Consider the following 18,065-nt stretch of genomic DNA (forward strand, 5'->3'; position numbering starts at 1 on the left):
GCCGGGATGTACTCGCACATCCCGGCGTCGCTGGCGAGCGAGCCCAGCGGATGAGGCCATGTCACCGACGGGTTAAAGAATGCCGTGATCGACCCGGGCATCGCCATCGACGCATAGCAGCCCCCGCGCACAATCAACCCGACTGACCAGCGCAGATCCACGGCAGGACTGTCAGCGACACCGCCAGACCGCCCGCGCCATGCAAGCGCGGCAACCACCGGCCGCCGTGTCCGCACACCGACCACCGGTAGAACCCGCGAACACCACCGAAGCAATGCATACGCTCTGCTCGGCAAGCGCCGCAGGTCAACTGCATTCGCCGCGGCGCAGCGCAATCGTGCTATTGCGCCGCGTCGCGCTCCTCGCGCTTTGCCGCCTGCCAATACGCCTCCTGTCGCTGCGGGGACAGGCCGTCGAGCACGGTGCCATCCTGCTGCGCCAACCGCTCCATCGCGCGAAAACGGCGCTCGAACTTGAGGTTGGCATGACGCAGCGCCGCACCGGGATCGATCTGCGCGTGCCGCGCCAGGTGGACACAGACGAACAGCAAGTCGCCGATCTCGTCCTGCAGGCGCGCCTGATGATCCTCGGTCGCGGCGTGCGCCAGTTCCGCACGTACTTCTTCCATTTCCTCGCGCACCTTGTCCAGAACCGCCTCCGGCCCCGGCCAATCGAAACCGATGCGTGCCGCACGCGTCTGCAGTTTCAACGCGCGCTGCCATTCGGGCAGGCCACGGGCGATCCCGGCCAGCGCCGAGGTGTCGGGTTCGCCGGCGGCCGCGCGCTCGGCGCGCTTGATCTGCTCCCAACGTCGCGTCTGCTCCGCCGCATTGGCCACCGGACTGTCGCCGAACACATGCGGGTGACGGCGCACCATCTTGTCGCAGATCGCCGCGACCACCGCGTCGAAGCCGAACGCTCCCTGCTCGTGCGCCATCTGTGCATGGAAGACCACCTGCAATAAGAGGTCGCCGAGTTCGTCCTTCAGCCCCGCCAGGTCCTGGCGATCGATCGCGTCGGCAACTTCGTAGGCCTCTTCGATGGTGTAGGCAGCGATACTGGCGAAATCCTGCTGCAGATCCCACGGACAGCCCTGCGCCGGATCGCGCAGGCGCGCCATGATGTCGAGCAGAGCGGAAAGGTCGTCACGGGCAGGGGGCACGGGTGGAATCCGATGCGACGGCACCGCTGCCGTCTAGCGTCTAGTTTGGCAGATATGGCAGAGCGCCATATCCGGCGTGTGGCGGATGTTTTATGGCCTCGCGTCGCATCGCGTCCCGCTCAGCCCTGCCATTCGCGCCAAGACAGGGCGGGATCGCCAAGCGCAATAAAGTCGCCATTGAGCAGGCAATCGCGCCGGTTGTAACGGAACGGTTTGCCGGTGTCGGCAGCCAACAGCACTCCGCCGGCAGCTTGCAGCACACATTGACCGGCTGCGGTATCCCATTCCGAGGTCGGCCCGAAACGCGGGTACACATCCAATTCGCCATCGGCAAGGCGGCAGAATTTCAGCGAGGAACCCTGCCCGACCAGTTCGATCTCGCCCATCCGTTGCAGCAGCGCGTCGGTGCGCGGATCGCGGTGCGAACGGCTCGCCGCCACCCGCAGCGGAGCTGCCGCCGGCCGCCGCGTGTTCAGTGCGGTGTCGCGCAGGCCATCGCGGCGGTACGCCTGCTCACCATGCACCGCATGCCAGAGGCGACCATCCACCGGCGCCTGGATCACACCGAACACCGGCACCCCCCGATGGATCAGGGCGATGTTGACGCTGAACTCGCCGTTGCGCTTGACGAATTCGCGGGTGCCATCGAGCGGATCCACCAACCAATATGTCGTCCATTGCTGGCGCACGTCCCACGGGATCTGCGCCGATTCCTCCGATAGCACCGGCAAGTCCGGGGTCAACCGCTCCAGGCCTTGGACAATGAGTTGATGCGCCGTCAGATCGGCCTGGGTCAGGGGACTGGCGTCGGCCTTGTGCTCGACCTCGAAACCGGTGACGTAGATTTGCATGATTGCCGCGGCGGCATCACGGGCGATGGCAATGACGCTCTCGCGCAGATTGCTGGTCAGAGGGATCATTCGGCACGCCCCAGCCACTCGCGGGCGATGAACAACGCCGCCAGCGAACGCCCTTCGGAAAAATCCTCGCGCAGCATCAAACGATCCAGTTCAGCCAGCTTCCACGGCACCACTTCCAATTCTTCCGGCTCGTCGCCAGCCAATTTCTCGGGATAGAGCTCTTGGGCCAGCACCAACCACGATTGGTGAGTCATGTAGGTCGGCGCAAGCGTCATCGCGCGCAACACGCGCAACTGCCGCGCGCCGTAGCCGGCTTCTTCCTTGAGCTCGCGGTCGGCCGCCTGCAACGGCGTTTCGCCGGCATCAATGCGGCCCTTGACCAAGCCAAGTTCGTAACGGTGCACGCCAGCGGCATATTCGCGCACGAGCAACACGGTCTGCGGGTCCAGCATCGGCACCACCACCACCGCACCATGGCCGGGAGCCTGGAGCCGGTGGAACACCCGGCGTTCGCCGTTACTGAACTCCAGATCCAGTTCCTCGACCCGACGCTCCACGTCGGACGCGCTGCGTTCGCGGCGCGCGTGAATGATCGGCAACGGCCGGGTCATGCCGGCACCCTGCGACGTACCAGGGCGTCGATCGATAGAATGCGCAGAGCGAAGAACCTGTTCATGAGCGCGAGATGCTAACAGACCTGACCGCAGCACAGACGACCGACGCGTGGCGCAAGCGCGACCTGTCGGTCCTCTGGCACCCATGCACACAGATGCGCGAGCATCCCGACACGTTACCGCTGCTCCCGATCGCACGCGGCGAAGGCGCCTGGTTGATCGACCACGGCGGCCGCCACTACCTGGATGCGGTGAGCAGTTGGTGGACCAACCTGTTCGGCCACAGCGAACCACGTATCGCCGCCGCGATCGCCGCCCAGGCCACGCAGTTGGAACACGTGATGCTGGCCGGTTTCAGCCATGAACCGGCGGTGCTGCTGGCCGAACAACTGCTGGCGATGGCCCCGCGCCAGGATGGCCGCGCACCGCTGGCCAAGGTGTTCTATGCCGACAATGGCTCGGCCGGCGTGGAAGTGGCGCTGAAGATGGCGTTTCACTATTTCCAGAACCGCGGCGAACCCAAGCGCACCCGCTTCGTCGCCCTGGAGAACGGCTACCACGGCGAGACCATCGGGGCCCTGGCGGTCGGCGACATCCCGCTATACCGGCGGGTGTACGCCCCGCTACTCGTCGAAGCGCTGTTCGCCCCCTCGCCCGATGCCTACCTCGCCACGCCGGGACAGACCGCGCGCGAACGCGCCGATGTCGCCGCCGATGCACTGGCCGATCTATTCGAGCGCCATCCAGGCGAAATCTGCGCGGTGATTCTGGAACCGCGACTGCAATGCGCCGGTGGCATGCGCATGCACGACCCGGCGTACCTGCGCCGCGCGCGCGCGCTGTGCGATGCGCATGGCGCGTTCCTGATCGCCGACGAAATCGCCACCGGCTTCGGCCGCACCGGCACCCTGTTCGCCTGCGAACAGGCCGGCGTGATGCCGGATCTGCTGTGCCTCTCCAAGGGCCTGACCGGCGGCTTCCTGCCGTTGTCGGCGGTCCTGGCGACCCAGCATCTATACGATGCGTTCCTCGACGACAGCCGCGAACGCGCCTTCCTGCATTCGCACAGCTACACCGGCAACCCGCTGGCCTGCGCAGCGGCGCTGGCGTCGCTGCGAATCCTGCACGAGGACGATGTGATCGCGCGCAATCGCAGCACCGCCGACACCATGCGCGTATTGTCGGCGCCGTTCGCCGAGCACCCGCATGTGGCCGATGTGCGCCAGGCGGGGATGGTGGTCGCGTTCGAACTCACCCGCAACGGCAACAAGCACAGCCCATTCGACCCATCCGCGCGCGTGGGCCTGCACGCCTACCGCGCCGCGTTGCGGCGTGGCGTGGTGCTGCGCCCGCTGGGCGACGTGCTGTACTGGATGCCGCCGTATTGTGTGGACGCGACGCAACTAGCGCTTCTGGCCGAAACCACGCTGGCGGCGATCGAGGAGGCCGTGGCATGCGCCTGACCCGCTGCCATGTGGATCTGCCACTGCACACCGGGGCCGAAGTGGCCCTGCCGGAAGAGGTCGCGGGGCATCTGCTGCGAGTACTGCGGCTACGAGAAGGTGACCGCTGCGTGCTGTTCAACGGCAATGGCTGCGACTACGACGCCGAACTGCTGCCGACCGGCAAGCGTGGCGCCAGCGCACGCATCGGCGTGGCACGTCCGGTCGACAACGAATCGTCACTGGCGATCACGCTACTGCAAGGCGTGGCACGTGGTGAGAAGATGGATCTGATCCTGCAAAAGGCAACCGAACTCGGCGTGTCCGCGATCGTGCCAATCTGGGCCGAACGCACCGAAGTGAAGTTGGATGCGCAGCGGACGGACAAACGCGTCGCGCACTGGCGCAGCGTGGTGGTGTCGGCCTGCGAACAATCCGGCCGCGCCCGAGTGCCATCGCTCAGCGCACCGCTGGCGCTGGCCGATGCCGCGCGCGCCGCAGCGGACAGTCCATGTCGCCTTATCTTGGATCCACAGGGCGAACAGCGCCTGCGCACACTGGATTTCATCGGCAACGCGATCACCATCGCGATCGGCCCGGAAGGCGGTTGGTCGCCACGCGATCGCACCACGCTGGAAAGCGCCGGTTTCCTCGGCCTGCGCCTGGGCCCGCGCATCCTGCGCACCGAAACCGCCAGCCTGGCGGCGATCGCGGCCTTGCAAGCACACGGCGGCGATTTGTGAGGCGGCGCATGCAATCTTGTAGACATCGCTAATCCGGCGCACCATCGACATATCCCGCACGACGGAGAAAAACCGCAGATTCACTGGTGGAATCAACGATTTTTCATTTCGCCCCACTGCGCCGCGCATGCGTTGACAACCAAGAACAGGCGCGACACAGTCACTGCCATCTGAACCAACACGCGGGATGCATCCGGTTCACGCGGGTGGAACAGGCCAAGGAATCGACCGCAACAACGGCGCCTCGCTGCACACCGACGTACGCGCTGCTGCACATCATCATGCAGCGGTCGCACACGCGACTCGCCGCTGACCGCATCGCGGCCGCCACCGTCGGTCACGCCCCTGCACATGACGCTGCCCGCGCTGTCGATTCGTCCGCCGTCCCGGCGCATCTCATGCGTCCTATTGCACTATTCGGAGAACGCCGCTTTGAACCATGTTCACCCCGCTCCCTTGGCCCTTGCCCTTGCCACCCTGCTCGCCGTTCCCGCTGCGCTCGCCCAGGATGTCTCTGCACCACCGGCCAACAGCGGCGACGCCACCGCCGCGCCACCAACCAAGGAACTGGATGCGATCAAGGTGACCGGCTATCGCGCCAGCTTGCAAAAATCGCTCAACATCAAGCGCAACGCCGATGCGATCGTGGACGCGATCTCGGCCGAGGACGTCGGCAAGTTCCCCGCGGCCAACGTCGCCGAATCGTTATCGCATCTACCCGGCGTCAGCGTCGACCGCCAGTTCGGCGAAGGCGAGAAGGTCTCGATCCTCGGCACAGATCCGGCCCTGAACCGTATCCTGCTCAACGGCCAGAGCATCGCCTCCACCAGTTGGGGCGGCGACCCGAACAACCCCGACAGCCGCTCGTTCAACTACTCGCTGCTGGCGCCGGAAGTCATCGGCAACGCCGAGGTGTACAAGAGCCCGCAAGCCAGCATCGACGAGGGCAGCCTCGGCGGCACCGTGATCGTGCACACACGCAAGCCGCTGGAACTAGAACGGAACCTGCTGACCGGCAACGTCAGCTACGGCTACAACGACCGCTCCGAAAAGGGCAAACCGAACGCTTCGTTGCTGTACAACTGGAAGAGCGCCGATGACACATTCGGCGTGCTCGGTTCGGTGATGCATTCCGAGCGCATGCTGCGTCGCGATGGCGTGGAGATCTTCGGCTACAGCAACATTCAAGGCGCCGGTTTTCCCGATGCGGTCGCCAACGGCAAGCAAGGCGTGTATCCGAGTGCGATCAACAGCGCATTGTTCACGCAGACGCGCAAGCGCGATGGCGTCACCGGCGCCGTGCAATGGAAGCCCAGCGACAGGTTCGAACTGAGCTACACCGGCCTGTACGTCGATGAAGTTTTCAACAACATCAACCAAAGCCGCTTCGCCAATGTCGTTCCGTCCAGCGCCACCGCCCTGAACGTGGTCGATGGCGTGGCCACCTCGGGCGCCTACGGCGACAACACCGACACCATCCTGGACTCGTATGTGCGCAATACCTCGGTCAAGACCAGCAGCAACACCTTGCGCGGCGACTGGCACGGCGACGGCTGGAATCTGTCGAGCCAGGCCGGCGCGACGCGCTCGACCGGCGGCGCGGACCGCATCTATGGGCTGACCTTGCGCGGCAAAGGCGGCTACGACTATGCCATCGACCACCGCCACGTCAGCGTCAACTATGCGGTGCCGCCCTCGGACCTTCAGGCAATGTCGGTGATCGGCGGCACGGTCAACCGCTATCCGAACCTGGACAAAGAACGCTACGCACAGCTGGACTTCGACCACGACGTGGATTGGGGACCGATCACCAAACTACGTACCGGAGTGAAAGCAACGCGGCACCGCACCGCGCAGACCTCCTACTACGACAGTTTCCCCGCCGACCCCGCGACCACGCTGAGCGCTCTGTACGGCGGCACTACGCCAAGCGACTACCTGGACGGGCTGTCGGTCAGCGACGACATGCGCCACTGGCCACGGCAGAGTCCGAGCGCGCTGGTCAGGTATATCGACGGATTGCCCGGCAGCGACACCTTCATCCCCAGCTACGCCAGCACGTTCGACGTGATCGAGCGTAACCGCGCCGCTTATCTGCAAGCCGATTTCGCCGGTTACAACTATCGCGGCAACATCGGCGTACGCTACGTCAACACCCGCGACGCAATCGGCGGCTACCAATACGCGGGCAACGCATACACACCGGTGCATTACGCCAAATCCTACGGCCAGTGGCTGCCCGCTGTGAACTTCGCCTACGATCTTTCCGATGCGTTGATCCTGCGCATGGCAGCGGCCAAGGTGATCGCACGTCCGCGCTACGCCGACCTCACGCCGTACATCAATGCCGACGACAACAAGCTCACCGCCAGCAGCGGCAATCCAACATTGGACCCCTACCGCTCGACCAACTACGGCGCATCCCTGGAATGGTATTTCGCGCCCAACAGCGTCCTCGCCGGAGAACTGTTCTATCGCAACATCTCCAACTACATCCTGCAAACACTGGTACAGCAACCGCTGCACAACAACACTTATGATCGCCAGGACGTCTACGAGGTCACGCTGCCGCAGAACTCCGGCGCGGCCAAGGTCAAGGGCGTGTCGCTGAGTTACCAGCAGGAACTGGGCGGCGGCTTCGGCGTAGCAGCCAATTACACCTATTCCAAGGCCGACACGCAAAGCAACTACAACCTGCCCTACAACTCCAAGAACAGCTACAACCTCAGCCCGTATTTCGAAAAAGGCCCTTGGGAAGGGCGCGTGACCCTGGGATGGCGCTCGGCCTACTTCACCCAGATCGGACGACTGGGAGCGAACCAGATGACCGATGCCTTCACCCAACTCGATGCCTCGGTGGGATACGCGTTCACCGACAAGATCAAGCTGCAGTTGGAGGCGAGCAATTTACTCAACGAGACCTACTACAGCTATGCCGGCCAGACGAGCGAGCCATACTATCTGTACAAGAACGGGCGCAGCTATCTGCTAAGCCTGCACGTCACCCTGTAAACGCGGCCGCCATCGCGGCTGTGCACGGGTTCGTCATGGCGCGCGGCATGCACCGCGCGCCCGGCATCACACGCACGATCGGTCGGGCATGCCGGGAAAGTGCATGCGCAGTAGCCACCTCATCGACCGTTCCCATCGGCCACGCTGCATATGGTGCACTGAGGGCAACGCAGGGAAAGGCCAACATCGCAAGCACAGGCATGCGCCTGCGCAGGCGGTCATCCTTGCTGCTGCAGGAACCAATTCGCCGCGCCGATAACGCCGAGCCGACCGTGTTCGACCAACTTCACCGGGATCTGTTCCAGCGCCGGACGCATCGCGCCCTTGTTCAAGTAACGCTCGACGAACGCACTGGCAGCGAGGAAATCGGCGATCTGCGGCAGGAAGCCACCGGCCAGATAGATGCCACTGTGGATTCCGTACAGCAGTGCCATATCGCCGACCACGCTACCGAGCAGACCGCAGAACGTCGACAAGGCTTCGTGCGCCAGCGCATCGTCGCCTGCCAGCGCCGCAGCGGTGATCGCGCTCGGCTCGGTGTGGACCGGCGTGGCCTGACGCAATTCGCACAAGGCGCCATACAGATTGATCAAGCCCGGACCAGACAGAAAGTGTTCCACATGCACATAGCCGCGCGTGCGCAGCAAGCGCTGCACCAGCTCCAGCTCCAGGGCGCTGCCCGCCGGTAGCGCCGCATGCCCGGCCTCGGTGGCCAGCACCACCGCGCCGCGACCCGTCGGAATCCACACCGCAGCGCCGAGCCCGGTGCCCGGACCGATCACCAGTGCCGGACCGCGTTGCGCACGACGCGGCCCAGTGAGGTGCAACACTTCGCTGGCATCCATCGACGCGGCCGCATACGCCACCGCTTCGAAGTCGTTGACCAAATGCAATGCCTGCATCCCCAGGCGCTCGCGGATTTCCGGCGGCGACAGCGTCCATGGCAGATTGGTGGTGATGATCCGTCCATCCTCCAGCGCATAGCCGGCGCTGGCGATCACGCCACGGGTGGGCATCGGGCCGGACACGCCGGACAGGAATTCGCCGATGATCTCGGCCAAGCCCGGATAGTCCGCACAGCGATATTTGCGGTAGTCCAGCAATTCCACCGCCGGTGCCGTACCACTGGTCGTGGCGCGCGCAACCAGTGCGATCCGCACATGGGTTCCACCGACATCGGCAGCAATGAAAGGTTCGGCACACGGCACAGCCGCTGCCATTTGTGAATTGGTTGAGGGCACGTCTTCTCCCGTTGCGCCAGAGCAGGCGCCTGCCGATTCGGCCAAAGTGATCAATTGAGTGTCTGATCACACTGACAACGTTGTCAAGGTGGAATTCGCCCGATGGAATTCACCGAACTGTCACTCCACTTTCGTAATCGCATTTTAAGGGAGATCGGGCATCGCGACATGGTTTGGGGCAGATCTCTTCGCCCGGTCGTTGCAGTGCATCGCCAAGACCACAACGTGTCGCAAAATTTCGCCGCAATGCACAAATTTTTGCCGCGCATATCGCCCCTGTTTCGTCACGACCGCAAGGCCCGCGCTGTGCGCCGACAATCGTGATCAACGCGATCCGATGCAAATTTTCTTTTTGTAGACAAAGACCTAGACGTGCATCAAGGCTTCACCTCGAAGCGCGCGCAGCAGGCGTCGATGGCACCCTGTACATCCCGATAAAACCGCTCTGTCGCAATATGTTGACAACGCTGTCAGCGCTACGACAGACTCAACTCACACAAGTTTTACAACTTAAAGACATGCCACATTCAGGGAACCTATCAACAGCGACTCACTGCCGCTCCTCCCGTGCCCTGTGGCAGTGCACACGCTGACGCGGCGTCCGGCCTCCCCACCAACTCCACATCGCCTCTTGCCCGCATGTCGAGCACGGGCGTGTGAGTGTGAGGATCGAGCACCGCCTGGGGCCACGCTACATTTTTGCTGAACTTGGTCGTTATAGCTGCAGCAATACAGGAAGGAACGGCGTACTCGATGCCGCCGTCCGGCCACTTCGCGTCAGCAACCGGACGACGCGCATCGAGATTGCGATACACGCAGCGCTTGCAAGAGCACTGTGCATACACAAGGCCGGGCAGCGGCCAGCCACCGGAACATCGGCGGCACCTTAACTGCCCATGTACCCACCCAGAGGTTTAGCCAATGAATAGCCGCACCACCACTTTAGCCCTGAGCATCATGGCCGCGCTGTACCTGTCCGGTAACGCCGCTGCGCAAGAAGCTGCCGCTTCCGGCAATGCAGATTCCAAGGGCGTCCAGCAATTGGACGCGATCACCGTCACCGGTTACCGCGCATCGCTGGAGAAGAGCCAGTCGGTGAAGCGCTCGGCCAACTCCATCGTCGATGCGATCAGCGCCGAGGACATCGGCAAGTTCCCGGACACCAACGCCGCCGAATCGCTGGCGCATCTACCCGGGATCAGCGTGGACCGCCAGTTCGGCGAAGGCGAAAAAGTCAGCATCAACGGCACCGATCCGGCGCTGAACCGCGTGCTGCTCAACGGCCAAACCATCGCCTCCGGCGACTGGGGTGGCAACCCCACCGACACCAGCGGCCGCACCTTCAACTACACCCTGCTGTCGCCGGAAATCATCGGCTTGATGGAGGTCTACAAGACCCCGGAAGCACGCATCGACGAAGGCTCGATCGGCGGCACGGTGATCGTGAACACCCGCAAGCCGCTGGACCTGCCCAAGAACACCATCCGCGGCTCGGTCGGCTACAACTACAACGACCGTTCGAAGGATGGCAATCCGCGCGGCTCGGCGCTGTGGAGCTGGAAGAACGACGACGAGACCTTCGGCGCGTTGATCTCCGCCACTCACGACAAGCAGGACTTGGCCCGCGCGGGTATCGAGTTCTTCGGTTACAACACCGGCGCCGGCATTCCGCCGACTGCCCGCATTTCCGGTGATGGCAGCAACGTTGCCACCGCCAAGATTCCGGTCGGTATCAACAGCGCTTTCTTCCAGCAGACCCGCGAGCGCAATGGTCTGCAGGGCGCATTGCAGTGGAAGCCGAACGAGCAGAACGAACTCAATCTGACCGGCATCTACATCAAGGGCAAGTACAATAACTTCAGCGAATCGCGCTACGTTTGTCCGGGCTGCGGCGACCAGGACAAGATCACCAGCGCCACGGTGAACAACGGCTACATCACCCAGGCCACGGTCACCGACGGCGCCGGCAACGGCAAACAGCCCTACGCGCAGTTGGACACCAACTACCGTGAGAGCATCGTCACCACCAAGAGCCTGAATCTGCGCCATGATTTCTATGGCGACAAGTGGGTGTTCACCTCCCAGGTGGGTGCCACCGAGGCAACCGGCGGCAAGGATCCCGAATACCTGATGAAGTACCTGCTGAAGAATGGCGGCTACAACTTCGCGTACGACGGCAAGCACACCAGCGTCAACTACGACGACCCCAGCGCGTCGAACTGGGGCCTGGTCGGCTCACCCGCGGGCCTGGCACCCGGCTCCACCGACAAATCTGCGATGCAGGCTGGCGGCATCTACTACGCCCGGAGCACGGACAAGGAGAAGTACTTCCAGTTCGACGCGGCGCGCGACCTCGATTGGGGCCCGCTGAACAAGCTGCAGGTCGGCTACAAGTACATCAACCACGACAACGGCGTCGATGCGCGCGGCAACCGTATCAACACCACCAACCCGGTGTCGTTGACCGACTTCAGGCCCGGCACCACGCCGAGCGGCCTGTACGACGGCCTGGGCGCAAGCGGCGACCTGACCAATTGGTCGACCGCCAACCTCAATTCGGTCATCAACTACCTGCACTCACTGCCACAGGGTCCGTACAAGACCGACTACGGCTCCTCGTTCGACGTCAAGGAAATCACCAGCGACCTGTACGCGCAGCTGAACTTCGAATCGGGTGCGTGGCGCGGCAACCTGGGCCTTCGTTATGTGGACACCAAGGACAAGTCGCTGTACTGGCAGAGCAGCGATGGCGGCAACACCTACAACCAGACACAGGCGACCAAGCAGTACTACAAGCCGCTGCCGAGCCTCAACCTGGCTTATGACCTGGATCAGGACAAGGTGCTGCGCTTCTCCGTGGCCAAAGTCATGGCGCGTCCGCGCTACGGCGATCTGGCCGGCTCGTTCACCATCAACAGCAGCAACGGCAACTTGACCGCCAGCGGTGGTAACCCGGACCTGAAACCGTACGAATCGACCAACTACGACCTGGCTGCCGAGTGGTATTTCGCCCCGTCCAGCATGCTGTCGACGGAACTGTTCTACCGCGACATCAGCTCGTACATCGTCACCACCACCACGCAGCAGCAGCTGACCGACGCAGTCTCCGGGGTGAGCGGTCTGTACTCGGTGAGTTCGCCGGTGAATGCCTCCAACGCCAAGGTCAAGGGCGCGTCGCTGAACTACCAGCAGGCGTTCGGCTACGGCTTCGGCCTGCAGGCGAACTACACCTACGCCGAAGCCAACACAAGCAAGGGCTTGAACATGCCTTACCTGTCGCGGAACACCTACAACGTGATTCCCTACTGGGAAAACGGTCCGTGGATGGTGCGCCTGAACTACAGCTATCGCACCAAGTACTTCACCCAGGTCGGTCGTCTGAATTCGCAGGTATTCGCCGACGCGTACAAGCAACTGGACCTGACCGCTTCGTACCAGATCAACGACCAGTTGAGCTTGAGCTTCAGCGCGACCAACCTGCTCGACTCCACGTACTACTGGTACAACGAGGTCAAGTACGCGCCGATCGGCATGTACAAGAACGGCCGTGGCTACCAGGCACAGCTGAACTTCAAGTTCTGATGTAACAACGGCGCGCCACCGTTCCTCCACGGTGGCGCGCTTTTCTTTGTCTGCGTATTGTTGCGCCGACATCGTCTTTTACGCAGGAGTGCAGTGCCATGACGTCCGAGACCCGCCTGCGCGCGGACCGATCCCGCCACGCCGGAACTGCACGCCAGCGCTTGGCCAGTGCAATGGCCCTGATGCTCGCGCTGGCCGCCTTGCCCAGCAGCGCCGCGGATGCGCCGTCGCCGACCGCGCCGACCGCCACCACCCTCAGCCCGGAACAGATCGACCAGCAGTGGCTGCACGCCACCGCCAAATACGCGCCCGAACGCGCTCGACTGGTGCGCGAGGCCGCAACCGGCGCGCGCAGCGGCAGCTTCCGGCCCGACTGGACCTCGCTGAAACACTACCGTTCGCCCTCCTGGTACGACGACGCCAAGTTCGGCATCTTCATCCACTGGGGCGTGTTCTCGGTGCCAGCCTTTGGCAGCGAGTGGTACTCGCGCAACATGTACCTGCAAGACAGCAAGGAATATGCCCACCACCGGGAAACATACGGCCCGCAATCGCGCTTCGGCTACAAGGATTTGATCCCGCTGTTCACCGCGTCCAAGTTCGATCCGCAGGCCTGGGCCACGCTGTTCCGCGATTCCGGGGCACGCTATGTGGTGCCGGTGGCCGAACACCACGACGGCTTCGCGATGTACGACTCGCAACTATCGGACTGGACCGCGACCAAGATGGGCCCCAAGCGCGACGTGATCGGCGCGCTGTCCAAGGCGATCCGCGCCCAAGGCATGCATTTCGGCCTGTCCTCGCACCGTGCCGAACACGACTGGTTCTTCGACGGCGGGCGCCATTTCGATTCGGACGTCAACGATCCGCGCTATGCCGGCCTGTACGGCCCGGCACAGGTGCGCCTGGCCGGCAAGGACGACGCCGACGTACAGAACGACTGGACCCCGGTCTCGCAAGCGTGGCTGGACGACTGGCTGGCACGCACCACCGAGCTGATCGACCGTTACGACCCGGACCTGATCTATTTCGACTGGTGGATCGCACACCCGACCTTCCGCGGCACCCTGCCGACGATGCTGGCGTACTACTACAACCACGGCGCCGCCAAGGGTGGCGTGGTGGTGAACTATAAAATCGGCGCGTTCCCCGAGGGCGCTGGCACCCTGGACATCGAGCGCGGCCAACTCACCGGCATCCACCCGACACACTGGCAGACCGATACCTCGGTCAGCAACGCCTCGTGGGGCTATATCGACCACGACACCTACAAGACCCCTACTTTCATCGTGCACATGCTCGTGGACGTGGTCAGCAAAAACGGCAACCTGATGCTCAACATCGGCCCGCGCGCCGATGGCTCGATCCCCGACAGCGAGCGCGACATCCTGCTGTCGATCGGCACCTGGCTCAAGACCAACGGCGAGGCCATCTACGCCAGCCGACCCTGGCGCACCTACGGCGAAGGCCCGACCGAAGTGGTCGGCGGCACCTTTCAGGACACCAAGACCAAGCCCTACACCGCCAAGGATTTCCGCTTCACCACCGGCCATGGCGCGCTGTATGCGATCGAACTGGGCTGGCCGGCCGACGGCAAGGCGGTGATTCGCTCGTTGACCCCAGCCGACCACGTGCGCGGCGTGACCCTGCTGGCCAACGGCAAGCCGGTGCCATTCGAACAACGCGCCGATGGCCTGCACCTGCGTCTGCCGACCAAACCGGTGGGCGAGCACGCCTACGTCTTCCGCATCGATCTCCCCTCCCTCACCCCGCCAACGGATACCTCCCGATGATGAAATGCTTCGCAGGGCTGCTGTTCGCCCTGGCCCTGGTCTGCTCTCCGGCCATGGCCAAGAATCCGACCGCGTTGTTCTATCTGATGAGCACGCAGAAGTCGACCAACGCGTTCCTGGCCCACCTCGACAAGATCGACGTGGTCGTGCCGACCTGGTACGGCGTGGACCAGAGCGGACTGGTCAACGGCACGCCCAACCTGTACCTGTACGACATCGCCAAGCAGCACAAACTGCGGGTGATGCCGATCCTGTCGATGACCGCAGGCCGCGATGGCTTCCACAAGCTGCTGCACGACGAGGATGCGAAAAAGCGCATGATCGCCGCGCTGCTGGTCCAAGGGAAAAAACACGGTTATTACGGCTTCCAGTTCGATTTCGAGAGCATCGCCTGGACCGACCGCGATGCCTACTCGCTGATGGTCAAGCAGACCGCCGAGGCACTGCACAAGGCCGGCTTCAAGATGTCGGTGGCGGTGGTGCCGAACGCGCCGGGCTACGCCGAGGGCGGACGCTTCGCCAAGTGGATGTGGGAATACTGGCGTGGCGCCTACGATCTGAAGGCACTGAGCGCGTCGGCAGACCTGATCAGCCTGATGACCTACGACCAGCACACCCGCTGGACCACGCCCGGTCCGGTGGACGGCATGCCGTGGATCAAGAAACACCTGGAGTACGCGCTGACCCAGGTGCCGAAGGAAAAGCTGTCGCTGGGCATCGCCACCTACGGCTACCGCTGGTACACCGGCGACCCGGTCAAGGCCGACGGCACCGAAGCCTCCAACATCACCGCCGATTACATCGACGCCGACGAATCCTTCCCGCTGGCGATCGAACAGAACGCCACCGTGCAATGGGATCCGGTGGAGCAGGAATCGTGGTTCTACTTCTACCGCGACGACATGCGCGAGTGGGTGTTCCGCCCGGACGCACGCAGCTTCCGCGCACGCTACGACCTGACCAAGCAATATGGCCTGGAAGGCTTCAGTTGCTGGGTGCTGGGCGCCGAAGACCCCAAGGTCTGGGACGAGCTACCGGCTGCATCGCGCTGATCCACGAGGGGCGATCCACTACGATACGCGTCTGGATCGTATGAGATAGACCGATGACCGTCGTGGGCGACCACTCCCGTTTGCCGCACCGCCCGATGCCCGCCTGCGCGCGCATCGCGGCGGCCTCCCGCACCGCCTGGCTGCGCTTGTCCTTGCTCGCGCTTGGCGCCTTGCTCGGTGGCTGCGATCGCGCCCCACCACCTGCGCCACAGGCCGCACCCAAACCTGCATCGAAACCGGCTCCCGCACCGAAGCCGCGGGACCACCACAACGATGACGCACCGTTGCCGCTGATCCCGGCACCGGCGCAGGCCGAACGCGACGGCGACACGCTGACCTTCGACAGCGACAGCGCGCTCTCGGTGGCCATCGACGACGCAGCGGCGATGCGCGTGGCCCAACAACTGGCCGCGCTGCTGCGCAAGACGCGCGGTCTGAACGTGCAGGTGCGTGAGGAGACCATCCCGGCCGACGGCAGCATCCGCCTGCAACTCAACCCCAACACCGCGGTCGCGCAAGCGGAGGGCTACACGCTGGACGTGGACTCGCACACCATGCTGATCCAGGCCCGCGACGAATCCGGCTTGTTCTACGGTGCGATCAGCGCTTGGCAACTGCTTACCCCGAATGCCGACAAGGGCGAGGTGGAGGTGCCGCAAGTGCATCTCCGCGACTGGCCGCGCTTCGGCTGGCGTGGCCTGTTGCTCGATGTGGCACGGCATTTCCATGGCCCGGACACGGTCAAGCACGTCATCGACGCGATGGCGCAGCACAAGCTCAACGTCCTGCATCTGCACCTGACCGACGACCAGGGCTGGCGCATCGAGATCAAGCGCTATCCCAAGCTCACCCAGATCGGCGCATGGCGCACCCCGCCCGGTGCCGGCAGCCACGACCTGCCCAACCGCTATGGCGGTTTCTACACCCAGGAGCAGATCCGCGACCTGGTCGCCTATGCCGCCGACCGACACATCACCATCGTGCCGGAACTGGACATGCCCGGACATGCGCAGGCAGCGGTCGCGGCGTATCCGGAACTGGTCGGGGTCACCCGGCAACGGCCCAAGGTGTCGGTGGACTGGGGCGTCAACCCCTATCTCTTCAACACCGACGCCAAGAGCATGACCTTCATCCAGGGCGTCCTGGACGAAGTGCTGCAACTCTTCCCATCGACCTACATCCACATCGGCGGCGACGAAGCGGTCAAGGACCAGTGGGAACACTCGGCGGCGGTGCGTGCGCAGATGCGCAAGCTCCGCGTCAAGGATGCGCATGCAATGCAAGGCTGGTTCAACGCGCAACTGGCCGACTATCTGACCAAACACAACCGACGCCTGATCGGCTGGGACGAAATCCTCGAAGGCGGCCTGCCCGCGAGCGCCTCGGTGATGTCCTGGCGCGGTGTGGAAGGCGCGGTCGCCGCGGCCAAGCAAGGCCACGACGTCGTCCTGGCACCCGCCGGCTGGATGTACCTGGACAACCTGCAAAGCGCTCGCAACGACGAACCCAATGGCCGCCTGTCGGTGTTGCCACTGGAGAAGGTCTACAGCTTCGATCCAGTGCCGGCCGCCCTCAGCGCAGACGAGAGCAAGCACGTGCTAGGCACCCAAGCGGCGCTGTGGACCGAGTACATCCCCTCGGCATGGCACGTGGACCATGCGCTGTTCCCACGGCTGAGCGCGGTGGCCGAAGCCGCATGGTCGCCGATGGCCGCGCGTAATTGGAACAGCTTCCTGCAACGCCTGCCGGCACAACTGGACCGCTATCGCACTCAGGGCATCGACGCCAGCGACGGCGCCTTCGCACCAGACATCGCGGTGCAGGGCGGCGACAATGCCGCGCTCGACAGCGGCAAGGCCACCATCGTGCTGAGCAATCAGGCCAAGTTCGGCAACTTCCGTTACACCACCGACGGCAGCGAACCCAAGGCCGACTCGGCGCACTACACCGCGCCGTTCGCCGTGCCCCTGCCGACCACGGTGCGGGTGGCCACCTTCGCCGACGACGGCCGCGTGCTCGCCGCAGCGCGCAGCCGCATCCTCGACCGCCCCAACCTGCTCAGCCGCGACACCCAGGGCCTGGGTTCGTGCGCAGACGGCTCGCTGGGCCTGCGCGTGCCATTGCTGCCCGACCTGCCCGGCAAAGACACCCCCGTATTCAACATCGATCTGTTCACCAGTTGCTGGCGCTATGCCGACGCGGGCCTGGACGGCATCGCCCGCATTCGCATCGATGCGGCGCGGCTGGCGCGCAATTATGGGTTGGCGCACGACCAGACCAAGGTCAAGCGCTATCCGGCCAAGAGCACGCATGGCGAGTTCGAAGTGCATCTAGGCGATTGCAAGGGCAAGCTCCTGGCGCGGCTGCCGCTGCCGGCCGGCAAGACCCTCGGCGAGCAGTTCTCGTTGGAAGCGCGGCTGCCGGCGCAGACCGGCGTACACGACCTGTGCCTGCGCTCCACCGCACCGATCGCAGGCCCTTACTACGCCATCGGCGCCGTCCATTTGATCGACAGCGCCGCGCAGGCGCCACCCGCCGCCGCGCACTGACCCCTGGAGACCCCG

At 64.1% G+C, this 18,065-nt stretch carries 12 protein-coding genes; 8 read left to right on the forward strand and 4 right to left on the reverse strand.

Going from position 1 to position 18,065, the window contains the following annotated elements; translation table 11 throughout:
- Positions 1 to 340: 340 nt before the first annotated feature.
- The 3 genes from mazG to nudE all read right to left on the reverse strand — a co-directional run bounded on the left by mazG (position 341) and on the right by nudE (position 2,633).
- Entirely contained in the window at positions 341 to 1,120 is a 780-nt protein-coding gene (mazG, locus tag XaFJ1_RS10715; protein WP_045756941.1) for a nucleoside triphosphate pyrophosphohydrolase, read from the reverse strand.
- A gap of 161 nt (positions 1,121 to 1,281) precedes the next feature.
- Complete coding sequence (cysQ, locus tag XaFJ1_RS10720) at positions 1,282 to 2,082, reverse strand: 3'(2'),5'-bisphosphate nucleotidase CysQ (RefSeq protein WP_012916692.1); 801 nt, start codon at positions 2,080 to 2,082, stop codon at positions 1,282 to 1,284.
- Entirely contained in the window at positions 2,079 to 2,633 is a 555-nt protein-coding gene (gene nudE / locus XaFJ1_RS10725; protein WP_012916693.1) for an ADP compounds hydrolase NudE, read from the reverse strand. Before nudE ends, cysQ begins: the two co-directional genes overlap by 4 nt.
- A 74-nt stretch (positions 2,634 to 2,707) precedes the next feature.
- On the opposite strand from nudE, the gene bioA reads away from it, so the two are divergent.
- The 3 genes from bioA to XaFJ1_RS10740 all read left to right on the forward strand — a co-directional run bounded on the left by bioA (position 2,708) and on the right by XaFJ1_RS10740 (position 7,833).
- Positions 2,708 to 4,099, forward strand: a complete 1,392-nt coding sequence (gene bioA, locus XaFJ1_RS10730; protein WP_012916694.1) for an adenosylmethionine--8-amino-7-oxononanoate transaminase — start codon at positions 2,708 to 2,710, stop codon at positions 4,097 to 4,099.
- Entirely contained in the window at positions 4,090 to 4,821 is a 732-nt protein-coding gene (locus XaFJ1_RS10735) for a 16S rRNA (uracil(1498)-N(3))-methyltransferase (RefSeq protein WP_012916695.1), read from the forward strand. Before bioA ends, XaFJ1_RS10735 begins: the two co-directional genes overlap by 10 nt.
- Positions 4,822 to 5,277: 456 nt before the next feature.
- Positions 5,278 to 7,833: a TonB-dependent receptor gene (locus XaFJ1_RS10740; RefSeq protein WP_425509556.1), complete on the forward strand. Its 2,556-nt coding sequence runs from the start codon at positions 5,278 to 5,280 to the stop codon at positions 7,831 to 7,833.
- Between the two features lie 218 nt (positions 7,834 to 8,051).
- Here XaFJ1_RS10740 and XaFJ1_RS10745 read toward each other — a convergent pair whose 3' ends face one another.
- Positions 8,052 to 9,053: a glucokinase family protein gene (locus XaFJ1_RS10745; protein ID WP_162836143.1), complete on the reverse strand. Its 1,002-nt coding sequence runs from the start codon at positions 9,051 to 9,053 to the stop codon at positions 8,052 to 8,054.
- Positions 9,054 to 9,176: 123 nt separating this feature from the next.
- Here XaFJ1_RS10745 and XaFJ1_RS10750 point away from each other — a divergent pair, with 123 nt between their 5' ends.
- From XaFJ1_RS10750 to XaFJ1_RS10770, 5 genes are all read left to right on the forward strand, one after another.
- Complete coding sequence (locus XaFJ1_RS10750) at positions 9,177 to 9,398, forward strand: hypothetical protein (RefSeq protein ID WP_155393687.1); 222 nt, start codon at positions 9,177 to 9,179, stop codon at positions 9,396 to 9,398.
- Between the two features lie 597 nt (positions 9,399 to 9,995).
- A complete protein-coding gene (locus XaFJ1_RS10755) occupies positions 9,996 to 12,656 on the forward strand; it encodes a TonB-dependent receptor (protein WP_012916698.1) in 2,661 nt (886 codons plus the stop codon).
- A 98-nt stretch (positions 12,657 to 12,754) separates the two neighbouring features.
- Complete coding sequence (locus XaFJ1_RS10760) at positions 12,755 to 14,449, forward strand: alpha-L-fucosidase (RefSeq protein WP_012916699.1); 1,695 nt, start codon at positions 12,755 to 12,757, stop codon at positions 14,447 to 14,449.
- Complete coding sequence (locus XaFJ1_RS10765) at positions 14,446 to 15,501, forward strand: glycosyl hydrolase family 18 protein (protein WP_012916700.1); 1,056 nt, start codon at positions 14,446 to 14,448, stop codon at positions 15,499 to 15,501. The genes XaFJ1_RS10760 and XaFJ1_RS10765 overlap by 4 nt, the downstream gene beginning before the upstream one ends.
- 95 nt (positions 15,502 to 15,596) lie before the next feature.
- Positions 15,597 to 18,050, forward strand: a complete 2,454-nt coding sequence (locus XaFJ1_RS10770) for a family 20 glycosylhydrolase (protein ID WP_187388447.1) — start codon at positions 15,597 to 15,599, stop codon at positions 18,048 to 18,050.
- Positions 18,051 to 18,065 lie beyond the last annotated feature (15 nt).

This window comes from Xanthomonas albilineans (assembly GCF_009931595.1).
In the GTDB taxonomy this organism is placed as follows: Bacteria; Pseudomonadota; Gammaproteobacteria; order Xanthomonadales; family Xanthomonadaceae; genus Xanthomonas_A; species Xanthomonas_A albilineans.